Source organism: Bradyrhizobium sp. 141, assembly GCF_023074055.1.
Classification (GTDB): Bacteria; Pseudomonadota; Alphaproteobacteria; order Rhizobiales; family Xanthobacteraceae; genus Bradyrhizobium.
Map to the genome: position 1 here is coordinate 226,093 of NZ_JADPKR010000025.1, position 13,727 is coordinate 239,819.

Here is a 13,727-nt window from a genome sequence, read left to right on the forward strand (position 1 = left end):
GCGCGGCGACTATGTGCGCGATTTTTGGAGAATAATAAGAGTTTCAGCAAGACCGGGCTTACCTCCCTGCTGAGGGGCGACTCTCATGGATCGGAACGGCTCTTGGCTCAGCACCTCGAATCCAAGTTCTGTTGCCAAAGCGCTCAAGATCGGGGCCGTGGGAATTTTCACGCCAGCGTATCTGCTCTCACCTACGACCATGAATACCTTACCCCGGACCGAGAGCCGGTCGTAGATCGCATGCAAGACGGTGCGCATGTCAGCAAAGTAGGCACCGATCATTGCAGGAATATCTCTGTGCCACAGCTCATTGCGCTGATGGTGAAGCTTTGCCAAGACAGAGCTCAGAAGTTTAGAGCCCTTAGGAGGAGCCTCGTAAGAGCGTTGTAACTGAACATGGGAGCTTAGAGTTCTTGCTCGCAGCTCGGCATTGCTGTCCTTGGAATGCAGATATCCAAGAGTCCAAAGTTCGACATTATACACGTCAGTGTAGTCCGCCGAGTTCGGATAGGGCGGAGAGAACACGGCAAGATCGACGGGCTCTGACTTGGTCGTGAGCGCACGCGCGTCGCCTCGCAATATCGAATAATCCCGTACGGGACGAGTTCCGAACCGCTTAAGATCTGCCTCCGCGCCGTGTACGAGTTCTGAAAATAGACGGTCAACGTCTTGAACTTTTATCACGCGGTCCCGCCAGCCGCCTCTATAGCGTCGTCCTTTCCCGCTGACAGTGACGTTGCTGACAGGAATTGCCACAGACGCGAGCAAGACTCTGAACAGTCGCCGAAGCTGCTCATCGCGAACTAGATCGATTGCAAATCGAAACTGAAAAAGTCTCTTGAGGATTGCTCGCTTATAGATGAATTTCGAATCTAAACCGGGCTCTACAAATGTGGCCGGCGCATTACGTTTGAACTCGTTCAACGCCGCCGTCACCTCCATATCATCAACCCTCGCGATCAACCTATTAAACGCGCCTCGAAGGGCGGGCAGATGGTAGGTGCTCAACTTTGCTTCAATAAGGTCGCTCAAATATGGATTGACCTCAATGGTCGTCGGGCGAATACCAAGAAATTGACAAGCAAGCGCAGACGTTCCGGAGCCCCCAAAGGGGTCGAGGCAGGTAGCGACACGAATATCGCTCTCGCGTACAGCCCTAGCAATCAGCTCAGGAGGGAAAGCCTCTTTGAAATGCCTCCACCCCTGGAACGGAATTTCAGGTGCGCCCGCATTCGTTCCTATCGATGCGATCGATCGGTTTCCTAGCCAGCTTTCAAATAAATCTACCGACCCGGAAATGCTCAGAGCCGAAAGCTTTCCCTCAATTTCAATACTATCAATTGCTTGCATGTCATTTGGCCTGCCCTGGACAACCTTAGCGAGCCCGCGAGGTTGGGCAAGGGAAAAAGCCCTTGCAGCCATCGTTGCAAGTAAAACGCTGTGGGTCCTCCGGACTCGGCCACCTATCGCGAGCTATCGCTGCTCAATGGAAATTGGCTCTAGCCAAAGTGGCTGGCAGCCCCGGCAGTTATTCAAATGGGGTCTCTTATCTTAGACGTGACCTTGTGGCGGCGGCCTTAAGATTCCCCCCATGCCCCTCCTAAATCTCCAACGTTGGGCCCATCTTTAGTGGCTCACGCGTGCGCATATAACGCTGCGCTTCTGCCGGACACTGAGTCCTTTTGACTCACTCAACTCCTCTTGCCAGGCGATTCCCTCGAAAAATATGGTGACAACGCTCGTTGACTAAGTTTTTCGCGAGCGACCATCGAGAGGAAATTGCCGTGAAGCGCAAGTTCATTGCCTACTATCGCGTATCCACCCCTAAGCAGGGCCGCTCTGGATTGGGCCTAGACGCTCAGAGAGCCGCTGTGGCCAAGTCAGTTGCAGACGGACCCGCGAACATCATCGCTGAGTTCACCGAGGTCGAGAGCGGACGGCGCAACAACAGGCCTGCCTTGGAGGAGGCACTCACCGTAGCACGCTTGCACCGGGCGACCCTCGTGGTCGCGAAGGTGGACCGGCTGACCCGCTTAGTGGGTTTCCTAGAGCGGCTGCTGGAGGCGGGGGTGGACGTGCGGTTCGCTGACCTCCCTGCCATCGAGGGTCCCACCGGGCGCTTCATGCTGCAACAGATGGCAGCAGTCGCGGAGCTAGAGGCGGGCCTCATCTCTGCACGCACCAAGGCAGCACTGGCGGCAGCTAAGGCACGGGGACAGCGGCTCGGGGGGCACCGAGGAGGAAGCTTATCCAGCGAGGCAAGAAGACGGGGGAGGGACAGTCAGTCGAGCCTCGCGGATAGAAGAGCACAAGACCTAGGCCCTGTATTGAAGCAGCTGAGGGCGCAGGGGATCGCCTCGCCTACGGCAATCGCAAGAGCATTGACCGCACGTGGCATCCCCACGGCAAGAGGTGGCACCAATTGGTCGGGGCCTCAGGTCAGGTTGATAGAAGCACGGCTGGCCCGGTCGGGCGGCTAATGTCTGCCCCCGAGGCAGTGATAGAGCCACTGAGTACAGGGAAGGTAGTTTGGGTGTTTTACCCGAACTGAGCTTCTGGAAAATGTCGCTAACTGGAAATGGAGCTAGCGATATGAGCCTGACGAACAAGCCGTTTGTTTTCGAAATTGAATATACAACTGACATTCCTCGCCGCATCGGCCGCGGTCAGGATGGCGATCCTATCTATGCTCCACTTTCCGCGGCGGATTGGAAGGCGTGCCTTCGGTACTTCGAAGCCGTCGAGAGCTTTCTTGCCGGTAGAACCACTCGGATGCCCGCACTTGGAGCCGTGGCTAAAATCGCGCATGGCACAATCCTCAGCATCAAGATCGATCGCGCGAAAGAAGACCTCTTCGGCCCTAAGGCTTTCGTTGTCATCAAAGACGACGATAGACCGAGGGAAAGGCGGCGCCCCCGCATATTCGATCCGATCTATGTGCCAGCCCTTCTAATGCTGGCCGCCGCCGGAGGTAGCTTCCGATTCAACGACTCCAAATCGAAGCGCGACGCGCGAGGTCAACTTCTCAGGGAGGATGATCGCAGGTTCTACGTTAGCTTCGGTCGAAGAGCGGGACAGAATGTCCGCGTTTTAAGGATCATTTCCGACCCTCGCCCCGGCCAGCAAGTACATCGGAGTATCCGCCAGTTTGACGCGAATTATCATTATGATCATCGAAAGAGCACAATGGCCTTGCGCCTCGATGACTCCGCTCGATCAACTCAGCATTCCGCCGGCTTCAGTAGAAAGGGCCGAGCTGCGGCGATTAAGGCCGCGGGGGAGCATTATGAACGCGCTATCAAGCTGCGGGGTCGCGATTGCGTTCAACATCTGGGCAAAAGCCGGGGCGAGTACGAGAGGCAGCTGACCCGGATGTTTGCCCTGGCCGACGAATGCCACATGGCGCTTGTCAAACTTCGACGTTCGAAATGAGGCGCCAGTGCAATTAATCAGGCGCAAGAGGGTTCAACTCATCAAACGACGCGTTGCAAGCACACATGCGGCGGACTTTCAGGCAACTTGTGCAATTCCGGCTTGCGGACGACCGACCATGAGAGCAGCAGGGATTGGTTTAGCCCCATTCCACTGCCGCCATCACGTTGAGCACCGGCAGCGTCATGGCTCCTATTGGCGGCCTAGCTTCAAGGCTTCCGAGTTGCGGCCATACATCACGGCAGCGACCGCGTATGTCGGCCTTCGGGCAACCAACGACAAGTTCATCGCCGCCGCGATTGCGGACATGGGACGGACCCTAGCGGACGCTGGCCCCGTGGAGATTGCGACGCGCCTCAAAGGGATGTCCGCCACGAAGCGAGCCAGGATCGGGCTGGCGCGGCTTCGCGTTGAAGGCGTGCCCCCGCAGCGCATCGTCTCCATCGTCCTCGCCGTCTCCGCTCTGATTAAGGCCGACGCCACGGCGCCCCGCGCAAAGGAGTTTCGGACGGTCCAGATTTGCAAGGCGGTTCACCGGCTAGCCTCGGGCACGCACCGAGTGTGGGTCGTGGAGGACCATCAGGGCAGGAAGCGGCGGACCGAAATGCACGCCTTTCCCAAGTCCACCGGGCGTGTTCTGCGGGAGATGGGGCGGATGCTGGAGGGGCCCTGCGAATGGGTCATTGAGAAGCATGTCGTGGGCGTCCTGGCCCATCGATGTCCGCAAGAATTCGCGAGCCGCAGCATTCGCACGAGATATCTGGTCGGAGTGAAGCAGTGCGTGCATATCGACGGTTCGGGCAGGTCACTTTGAACACACGCTTCACGCTCACATGACACAATCACCCAATATAATGTGGTTCGATCCACTGCTCCGGGCCAAGACGAATGAGCTCGCCCATGCGGTCCAGTGTTTGCGCGATGCGCTGCTGCTCCACGAGACCGATAGCGGCGCGAGGAAGCGAGCGCGGAAGGAAGCGGATAAGGAAAAGTTCGGCCTCGCCGTTGAGGCGCTGGCCTGCAACTTGATCCTGCTCAGCGCAATCGAGTCCGGGCCCAAGCTCGCGGTGCCCCGGTCGCACGGCTTTCTTTGGCGGGGCGATGGCAGCGCCAACCCGGTATACGGCCAGCACTTCCTATCGGCGCTAGATGGGCTTGCATCGCTTGGCCTGATCGAAGAGGAGCGAAGGGGATATAGGCTGTCCGCTAGAATGCGGGTGCCGTCGCTCATTCGACCAAGCACAGCGCTCGCCCAGCATCTTCCGCTGGCACCACCCGATTGGCGAAGCGTTAAGCAAATCGACGACCGCGCTCTGATCATCTTGAAGGAAGGCAAGGATGATGACGGGCGTGCGGCCACGATTGCCTTCCGGGAGACAGCCAACACACGCCAACTTGCGGGACAGATGCGGCGGATCAATGAGTTTCTGCGCAGCGCGGATATCGAGGTGACCGGTCAGGACGCCGGCCTCTCTTTAGGGAAGGATGGGCAAGTCATCGCGCCCTATCGCCGCTCTCTTCGGCGTATCTTCAATAACGACAACTGGCAGCACGGAGGCAGGCTCGCTGGCGGTTTCTGGATGGGCATGGAACGAGCCGAGCGGTTTGAGCGCATTCGGATTAATGGCGAGCGAATTGCCGATGTCGATTACAGACAGCTCTTCCCGCGCCTCGCATATGTGCGGGCGGGACAGCCGCAGAAGGAAGGCGACATATATAATGTGGCCGGTGACGGCTCCGGGCGTGATGGCTGGAAACGGCTGATGAACGCGATGTTGTTCGCGGACGGCCCGTTGCGGAATTGGCCGGAGGGCACGCTTCAACATTTCCCCTCGGGCACGAAACTCCGGGACGCCATTAAGATGTTAGCCACCCACCATGCGCCCATCGCTGATTTGTTCGGCACCGGGCTGGGCTTTCAGTTGATGCGCATCGAAAGCGACATGCTGATCGCAATCATCACGCATCTTGCGAGCCTCGGGGTCACCGCCCTGCCGCTTCATGACGCGGTGCTGGTCGCGAAATCGAAGGCCGACGTTGCGGCCGACGCGATGCAGGCTGCTTTCAGCATGGGCACAGGATCTTCCTGCGCGATTGTCTCGATAGAATTTTGCACGAAATAACAGACGCTTAGGGCGGGATTAGCCCTTACGCCTCCGCTAATGGAGGAGGAAGCTAGAGAGGGGAGAGAACTTAGAGGAGCAACCTTGGTGGGTTTATCTCTGTGGGCCTCTAAGGGTTTCCTTCAAGTTGGGAGGGTGACACCACCCCCTCCTACATGGCCACCTTTAAGGCAATCCACTAAGGCCGAGCTTGCGGCCCCCAAGGTCGGTCCAGTAGGGCCACCTCTTAGTTCGGGCGAATGAGTCCCCAAGTCCCCTTGTTGAGCCCCTCGATGATGAAGCCAAAGGGGTAGCGCGACGCAGAATGACCGAGCCTACTGGGGTCTGCTTTGGCAGGAGGCCGACATCCGCCGCACCATGAGCAAGGTCTGTGTTGAGGGCCATAAGCCGACATCGGCGCGATATTCACTTTAGGTCTTCACAGTGACGAACCCTTCGCTCCATGCATCCTTGTCGACTTCCATCTTGCTGACTTGGAAACAGTCGGGATAGTCGCGAAAGCCCTCAAATTGAAGCTTGCGCATTTTTGCCGCTTCCGCTTCGGCCGCGCTGCTGTAGACCCCGATGAGTTTGTCGTCGGTATCGTTCTCATCAAGACCGTCTTCGATTGGTCGCCTGTGCCAGAGCAGAAAAACCGTGCCCATTTGATGTATGCTCCTCGTTTCGCAGCTCTCCCGGATGTAGCCACCCGGTCGTTCGTAAGAATTTAAAAGCTCGCTTCGATATTGATCAAAGTCCGCTTTGGGTCACGTGCTGACATTGTGTGAGTGACTGCCGCAGTCCGCTTTGGATCGAGAGCGATCTTGGGCAATGCGTCGTCCCCGCTACCGGTGACGGACCCTGCTCCCTCGCGGCCGGTGCTCAAAGTGATCAACCTGACACCGGACGAGATTCAGGACTGCCCCCGCCCCTTCCTCTGAGGTACGAGCAAGCGGTCAGGGGTCGTCTTGAGGGCCTTCGCCAAGCGGGCCAGGACGATAATGGTGCAGTTGCGGGTGCCCCGCTCAACCTGACTGACGTACCGTCTGGGGATTCATTGCGCTTTGCCTGTGGTTCGAACATCAAATTATCAAGCGGCTGGATATTGAGTCGGGCACCATCCAAGCCGTCATCCTCTTGGTCAGCACACCGGCCATCTTTTTGGCGACGGTCACCCGCATCGAGAAGGACCCCAAGGCGCGGCTGATCTTGGAGCGGGCCCGTTACGTCGTGATCTTAGTCGCCGCGGCCTTGCTCGGGGCCTATCTTCACGCGAACCACAAAGACGATTCGTATGAGAGTGCCCTGCGTGATGGCGCTGTTCTGGCTTGCTCAAAGATTGCGGTCTGCAAAGCGGCAGCAACCGAATACGCCAACACACGGGCTAGAAGCTAATATCGGCTTGCGGATACTTCATCTAAGCGATGGTCGCTCTCGCGGGGCGCATACCTATTGGCGCACGCTCTTTCGCGGAACGAGCTTTGGAGTGTTCTTCGGTTCAGCGAAATTCTTGGTATCCGGAGTGGATTGAAAGATCTCTGTCTGTGGAATACGGCTCGTTGCATCGGCGGCACCGGTCGCCGGAGCAGATTGAAGTACCTGCAATTGACTCTGTGGAATGCCACTCGGTTGAACTGATGCAGTTGGAGGGGCGAGAATCCTTCCGTCTGAACCACAGTTGGATCTAAGCCAACTTAATTCGGATTGGATCGTGTTCCAATCAGCGCTCCCGGACTTCAAGTTGTTGGGATACAACTGTTCAGCCTTTTCCAATTGAACTTTGATATCGAGGCAGCTGTAATTGAATCGAGCGAGCGTTTCGCCCCAGGTCTTATGGACGGTCGCAGCCAACTGTTTCTTATAGTAGTCTGGAGAGTTGGAGCTTTCGATGGCAAGTATTGCCTTATCGAATTGGGCCGCCGCTTCCTTCGGCTTGTCCTGCGCTATCAGACTCATGCCCACCGCCGTATGGGCGCTTGCCATGTGGTGTGGTCGCTGCTCGTCCGTTATAGCCTGGTCGAGATCCTCTCCGTAAAAGGTACGTTCGACGAGTTTTGCGAATCGGCCCACAGGACTGTCGTCCTCGGCTTGTTTCGCTTGTCCGATCTGAACCGCGCGTTGAAATAGATCCATTGCTTTAGTTGGCTGACCGGCCTCAAGAAGCGCGTTCCCCACTACCAAATAGTCAATGAGGCTGCCTTTTTTCGACAAAGTTAGCTCTTGAGCCGCCTTTTGCGCGAGCATGCCGGTCTGCGAGTAAAACCAACCGGTCATGGCTCCGATGTTTGGGTCGTACCGGTTCTTAGCTAAGAACTCGAAATTCTTGAAGCCTACGTCCACAAGCTGCTGAATCGTCGCATCAAGCTGACGTCGTTGTGCGATATGGGCCTCAATATTTTCCTTCCTCCACGCAAAAACTGTGGTGCTGATTGAAATGATGAATGCTGCAATAGAAATGACTTTGGAGGGATCCTTGATGAAAGGGGCTGATCTCTCCTTGTTAAAAGCCTTGACCTTTTCTTCAAGCCTCATCAATCGCAATAGAATAGGCGATGAATCTCGATTGGACATGGCGAGCGGTCCAAAGCTTGAGTTTCAGGCGATTTATGCTACAACTTCCGTTAGAGCTGCGCCTGCGACAAATTGCTCCGGCTTTGACGATCTGTGCCGGTACTTGCAAAGCATTCCCAGACTGGGTTTCGTCCGTGGGCATACCCGAATTCCTGATTTCGATCGGACGACTCTTCGGCCTATGGCCCTTAGGTGACCTTGCAGGCCCGAAGGTTTTGTCAGCTATGGTGACTTATACGACCTCGACGGCGGGAAACTTTGCGATCGCGTTCGCCTTCGCTTTGATGGTCACGTCTCCGTAGCCCTCCGAGACATTACGCGGCGCATGTCCCTGAATGGCATCCAGCACGCGCATCTCAACACCCTGATCAATGCCGATCGTCTTGAAGCGATGGCGCCAGCCGTGGCTTGGATCAACGTTCTTGTCCTTCACCACTTCACGCACAAACTCGTTGACCTTGTTCCGCGCCGTCTTCACCGCGTTGCGCACTCCTAATTCGCCGACCTTCGGTTCAATGAACAGATAGCCGCCCTTCGAGTTCTCGGAGAAGGCCAAAAACCCCTCCTCAATGACCTGCCGATGGAGGACGACGTCCCGCGCTTCATCAGTCTTCACCGGCCCCGCCTCGGGCGTCACGTGCAGCACCCAGAGCTTGCCTTCGCGCCTGAGGTCCTCCTTGCGAATCTGGATCATCTCGCCCACGCGGCCGCCCGTGAATGCGCACAACCATGGCACCCACCGCTTGGCTGCCGCGAGCTTTGGGGCTTCCCGGCCGGGCACGAACTCGCGGGCGTGCTTCAGGATGGCGATGGCTTCCGAATCATAGAACCCCTTGGACCGGAGCTTGCGCGACTTGCCGACCTTGATGGTGATCCCCTCGGCCGGATTACTGGACAGCCGGCGATTGACCACCGCCCAGCCGAACACCGTCTTCATCCCAGCGAGGTCGCTATCCTTCACGGTCTTCGGGCTCACGCCGCTTTGCACGCGATAGTCCTTAAAGCGAACGATGTCCTCCGGCGTCACCCGGCTCGCAGTGTCGTGCTTCAGAAATGTCACGAGACGCGCCATCGAGTTGCGATAGCTCTCATAGGTGCTTTGCTTACGGCCCGCCCGCTTGGCTTCCTTCCACCAATCCTCAACGAGGCCGGTAAGGGAATTCTTGAAGGTGCCGCGCTTTGGCTTTTCCTTCGGCGCATCTGCTGGGGCCTGCCACTCGGGAAAGCGAGCCGCCTTGGGGTCGAGCGAATAGTCGCCACCCGCATTCCGCTGGCGGCTCGCGAAGGCGTCACGCAGCGCCATCCAAAAGGCGGTGAGCAAGAGCGCACGCGATTCGCTGTCCACGCGGCGGATGCCTTTGGTCAGCAAGAGGCGGCCCACGATGGGCCCGAGCGCCTTCTCTAATTTCTTGGCCTCGCCGTCGCCGCCAATCCTCTCCCACATCTCCGTTACGGCTGCCCAGTGGGCCTCCTGCTCCTCATGGCTCTCCGTGTCGGGCGCCCAGCCGACTCCGGGCGTGTGGACCATGGCGACACTCCGGGCGCGGTTCTCGCTGTCCGCCCAGACGCGATAGAGTTCGCCTGCCAAGGCCGTCGCCTGCCGGTGGGTCAGATGCACGGGAGCGTCGTTGCGGAGTGCCGCCCAGACGGTTTCCAGATAGGCCGCAGCGAGCGCCTGACGCGTCTTGACCTCGCTAGGTTCCGTGGTGCGAAGGGAGAACCGGACGGCCTGAGCGCCTTCGCTAAGCGTCACGAAGACGAAGCCATCACCAAGCGGAATCGCCAGTTCGATGCCGACCGCTTTGGCCCGGACATCAGCCGGAATGCGCTGCACGAAAAGAGGAAAACGAGACCCAACCCGGCGCATCGGCCGAACAACCCTGAACAGCAATGTTACACCCCATTGTTACACAGTCGGGGCCAACGCAACACTCTGATTGGGCTTATGTATCTGGATTTACTTCATATCCAGAATTGTATGGTGCCCAGGAAAGGACTCGAACCTTCACGGCCGTTAAGCCACTGGCACCTGAAGCCAGCGCGTCTACCAATTCCACCACCTGGGCATGCCGTTTGGGGCACGGAGGCGGTTACTACGGTTCGGTGACGCCGTTGTCAATTCATGCTTACAGCCGCGTTCGGGATGCCGATTGCGCATCGCAAACCGGCCCGATACAAGCCTGACAAGACGCACTCTTTTCCGCAGGAATGGCTCCCATGGCATCGAATCTGGACACGCTCGTCACGATTTTCGGCGGATCGGGGTTTTTGGGCCGGAGCGTGGTCCGCGCCCTGTGCAAGCGCGATTACCGGGTCCGGGTCGCGGTCCGGCGGCCGGAACTCGCCGGATTCCTCCAGCCGCTCGGCCGGGTCGGGCAGGTCCACACCGTGCAGGCGAATCTGCGCTATCCGGCCTCGGTCGAGGCGGCGCTGCGTGATTCGCATGTCGTGATCAATCTGGTCGGCGTCCTCACTGAAGCCGGCGCGCAGACCTTCGACGCCGTCCAGGCCAGGGGCGCCGAAACGGTCGCCAAGGCGGCGGCCGCGGCAGATAGCTCCCTGGTCCATGTCTCCGCGATCGGCGCCGACGCCGAATCGCCCTCGCGCTATGCCAGGGCCAAGGCGGCCGGCGAAGCGGCGGTATCGGCCGCGGTGCCCTCGGCGACGATCTTCCGCCCCTCCGTGATGTTCGGCCCCGAGGACCAGTTCACCAACCGCTTCGCCGCGCTGGCGCGGATGTCGCCGGTGCTGCCGCTGATCGGCGGCGAGACGAAGATGCAGCCGGTCTATGTCGGCGACGTCGCCACCGCGATCGCGGACGCTGTCGACGGCAAGGCCAAGGCGGGCGCGACCTACGAGCTCGGGGGTGCGGAAGTGCTGACCATGCGCGAGATCATCGAGGCCATCCTTGCCATCACCGACCGCGAGCGGACGCTGGTGCCGCTGCCGTTCGGCCTCGCCCGCTTCCAGGCCAACTTCCTGCAATTTGCGCCGGGGGCGTTCAAGCTGACGCCGGACCAGGTCACCATGCTCGAGCGCGACAATGTCGTGTCGGACGCGGCGAAGGCAGCGGGCCTGACGCTGGAAGGGCTCGGCATCACGCCGGATTCGCTGGAAGCGATCGCCCCGCAATATCTCTGGCGTTTCCGCCCGCAGGGCCAGTTCCAGCGCAAGAGCGCGTAAAGCCTCTCTCCGTCGTCATGGCCGGGCTTGACCCGGCCATCCACGTGCATCCGCATTTGCAGCAAGACGTGGATGCCCGGGTCGAGCCCGGGCATGACGAGTTTGCGGGACGAGCGAGGCCAGAGCGCGCACCGTCAGCGCGGCGACACCTTAAAACTTCAGCTTCTTGAACACCGCCTCCGGCAGCGTCTTGATGATCAGCATCACGAGGCGCCATTTGCCGCTGACATAGACGACGTCGGTCTTGTTCTCGACGGCGGTGAGGATCGCATCGCCGACCACCGGAGCTTCGACGGTGAGCGGGCCGATCAGCTTCATGCCCTCGGTCATCTTGGTGCGGACGAAGCCGGGCTTCACCGTGACGACATGCACGCCGCCACGGCTGGCACGGGCGCGCAAGCCGGAGAGGAACGCAGAGAAGCCTGCCTTGGCCGAGCCGTAGACATAGTTCGAGGCCCGGCCACGATCGCCGGCCACCGACGACACGCCAACCAGCGTCCCGCTGCCGCGCGCCAAGAACCTTTCCGCGAACAGGCCGAGGATCAGCGCAGGGCCTTCGTAGTTCGAACGCATGATCGCGGTGGCGTGGGCAAGGTCGCTCTCGGCATTCTCCTGCACCCCGAGCAATCCGACGATCGAGACGACGACATCAGGCAATGCCGGAAGGCCACCGACAAAGCTCTCGAACGAGGCGGTGTCGAGCACGTCGAATTTGTGCAGACCGACCTCGACATTGTAGCGCGCGCGCAGATCGGCGGCGTCAGGCTCCAGCGCGGCGACGTCGCGGCCGGCGAGGGCGACATCGTACCCGGCCTTGGCGAAGGCGCGCGCGGCGGCGCGGCCGATATCGGAGGAGCCACCGAGCACAATTGCGGACTTGCGTGACGTCACGGCCTAGACCTCATCGAACAGACGCTGTGAAAGTTTCGATCGGATGTTGCCGGCGGGATCGAGCGATTTGCGGATCGCGTTGAAACGCGGCAAGGCAGGATAGCCCGCCGCGAAAGTCGCCCGCGACTGGCGTGCGTCTTCGCCAGATACAGCCGTCCGCCGGCGGCGACGACCAGACGGTCGATCTCATCGAGAAAATTCAGGATGTCGCCCTTCACCGGGAAATCCAGCGCCAGCGTGTAGCCGGGCAGCGGGAACGACAGGATGCCGTCGCCCTGGCCGAGCTTCTTGAGCACGGCGAGGAAGGAGGCATCGCCGCGCCGTGCGACGCGATCGAGGATCTCGCCGAGCACGGCGCGGGCCCCTTGCTCCGGGATCACGCATTGATGCTGGAGGAAGCCGCGCTTGCCATAGATGCGGTTCCACTCACCGATGCTGTCGAGCGGAAAGAAATACGGATAGAGCGAGACCACATGGCTGCCGCCGGCGCGCCGCGCGCCCATGCGATAGTAGAGCTCGTTGAAGGCGCGGACGCTGGTGCGGTTCAGCGCCATCGACGGCAGATCGACCGGCACGCTGAGGCCGGGATCCTTGCCGACCGGAAATATATCGGCGCCTTCGGCCAGCTCGCCTTTGCCCGCGTGCTCGCCGAGATAGATCAGCGAACGGCCGAGATCGCGCCCTCGCGCCACGCAATCGATCCAGGCCACCGAATAGGTCGCGGCATCGCTCGCCTCGAGCGCGCGCATGGCGGCATCGAGATCGGACGCGGAGATCACCCGCTCACGGATCCATCCCGTTTCGACTGGACGCAGCCGCATCGTCGCTTCGAGGATGATGCCGGTCAGGCCCATGCCGCCGACGGTCGCGAAGAAAGCGTCGGAGTTCTGCTCGCGCGAGGCCTCGATGACCTCGCCCTGTCCGGTGCGCAGCAAGAGGCTGTCGACGTAGCGGCCGAAGCCGCCTTCGCAATGATGGTTCTTGCCGTGCACGTCGGCCGCGATGGCGCCGCCGATCGAGACGAACCGCGTGCCGGGTACGACGAAAGGCAGAAAGCCGCGCGGGCCAAAAGTGTCGATCAGGTCCGACAGCAGAACGCCGGCCTCCAGGCGGATGCGGCCCGTCACCGGATCGAACGACCTGACCCGGTCGAAGCCGGTCATCCCGATCGTCCTGGCGGCGCCGATCGCGGCATCGCCATAGGCGCGGCCGTTGCCGCGCGCCACGGTGCCGGACGAGACAGCCTCGCCGACCGCCGCGAACGACCGCGGGCGCAGCACATCGCTATCGACGACCGGGAAGCGCCCCCAGCCGCTGACGAGGGTCATGGCTCAGCTCCTGTGCCGGGCGCGCGCCGCCCTGCCTTGGAAACTGCCTACTGGTCAAAAGCTTATTTTAGGTTGAGGCGCGTCAGTGAGTTTTGAGAAGTTAACGGCCAAGCGCCGGCTGCGTAGATGGGGTAACGGGCCGGCCGCCCGCTCGCTACGGCGCGATTTGGAAGCGCGCTCGCGAGCGGCCTGTTGGTTGGAAGGCGGTCGTCCCTCAAAC

10 protein-coding genes, 1 tRNA gene and 1 pseudogene are annotated in these 13,727 nt (G+C 60.1%); 5 read left to right on the plus strand and 7 right to left on the minus strand.

Annotated features, from left to right (window positions below):
* Positions 1 to 9 precede the first annotated feature (9 nt).
* A complete protein-coding gene (locus IVA81_RS08400; RefSeq protein ID WP_247314584.1) occupies positions 10 to 1,350 on the minus strand; it encodes a DNA methyltransferase in 1,341 nt (446 codons plus the stop codon).
* 434 nt (positions 1,351 to 1,784) lie between these two features.
* On the opposite strand from IVA81_RS08400, the gene IVA81_RS08405 reads away from it, so the two are divergent.
* From IVA81_RS08405 to IVA81_RS08420, 4 genes are all read left to right on the plus strand, one after another.
* The gene (locus IVA81_RS08405; protein WP_247314585.1) at positions 1,785 to 2,480 is read left to right on the plus strand and encodes a recombinase family protein; all 696 of its coding nucleotides are present in this window, start codon (positions 1,785 to 1,787) and stop codon (positions 2,478 to 2,480) included.
* Between the two features lie 112 nt (positions 2,481 to 2,592).
* On the plus strand, positions 2,593 to 3,432 hold the full coding sequence (locus IVA81_RS08410) for a hypothetical protein (protein WP_247314587.1): 840 nt from the start codon (positions 2,593 to 2,595) through the stop codon (positions 3,430 to 3,432).
* 223 nt (positions 3,433 to 3,655) lie between these two features.
* Positions 3,656 to 4,246 (plus strand): hypothetical protein, encoded by a 591-nt coding sequence (locus tag IVA81_RS08415; RefSeq protein ID WP_247314590.1) that lies wholly within the window; start codon positions 3,656 to 3,658, stop codon positions 4,244 to 4,246.
* Positions 4,247 to 4,286: 40 nt separating this feature from the next.
* Positions 4,287 to 5,555 carry a hypothetical protein gene (locus tag IVA81_RS08420; protein ID WP_247314592.1) on the plus strand — a complete coding sequence of 423 codons (1,269 nt, stop codon included), beginning with the start codon at positions 4,287 to 4,289 and terminating at the stop codon, positions 5,553 to 5,555.
* Positions 5,556 to 5,965: 410 nt separating this feature from the next.
* Here IVA81_RS08420 and IVA81_RS08425 read toward each other — a convergent pair whose 3' ends face one another.
* The 4 genes from IVA81_RS08425 to IVA81_RS08445 all read right to left on the minus strand — a co-directional run bounded on the left by IVA81_RS08425 (position 5,966) and on the right by IVA81_RS08445 (position 10,171).
* Positions 5,966 to 6,199 carry a hypothetical protein gene (locus tag IVA81_RS08425; protein WP_247314594.1) on the minus strand — a complete coding sequence of 78 codons (234 nt, stop codon included), beginning with the start codon at positions 6,197 to 6,199 and terminating at the stop codon, positions 5,966 to 5,968.
* Between the two features lie 784 nt (positions 6,200 to 6,983).
* Entirely contained in the window at positions 6,984 to 8,105 is a 1,122-nt protein-coding gene (locus tag IVA81_RS08435) for a tetratricopeptide repeat protein (protein ID WP_247314596.1), read from the minus strand.
* Between the two features lie 232 nt (positions 8,106 to 8,337).
* Positions 8,338 to 9,996, minus strand: coding sequence for a tyrosine-type recombinase/integrase (locus tag IVA81_RS08440; protein ID WP_247314598.1), 1,659 nt, complete (start codon positions 9,994 to 9,996; stop codon positions 8,338 to 8,340).
* Between the two features lie 88 nt (positions 9,997 to 10,084).
* Positions 10,085 to 10,171: transfer RNA gene (locus IVA81_RS08445), tRNA-Leu, on the minus strand.
* A 151-nt stretch (positions 10,172 to 10,322) separates the two neighbouring features.
* Between IVA81_RS08445 and IVA81_RS08450 the strand changes: the two genes are divergently transcribed.
* The gene (locus IVA81_RS08450) at positions 10,323 to 11,288 is read left to right on the plus strand and encodes a complex I NDUFA9 subunit family protein (protein WP_247314600.1); all 966 of its coding nucleotides are present in this window, start codon (positions 10,323 to 10,325) and stop codon (positions 11,286 to 11,288) included.
* 150 nt (positions 11,289 to 11,438) lie between these two features.
* Here the strand turns inward: IVA81_RS08450 and IVA81_RS08455 are convergent, their stop codons facing one another.
* A complete protein-coding gene (locus tag IVA81_RS08455) occupies positions 11,439 to 12,179 on the minus strand; it encodes an SDR family oxidoreductase (RefSeq protein WP_247314602.1) in 741 nt (246 codons plus the stop codon).
* 3 nt (positions 12,180 to 12,182) lie between these two features.
* Positions 12,183 to 13,507: pseudogene (locus IVA81_RS08460) on the minus strand (FAD-binding oxidoreductase).
* Between the last annotated feature and the right edge of the window lie 220 nt (positions 13,508 to 13,727).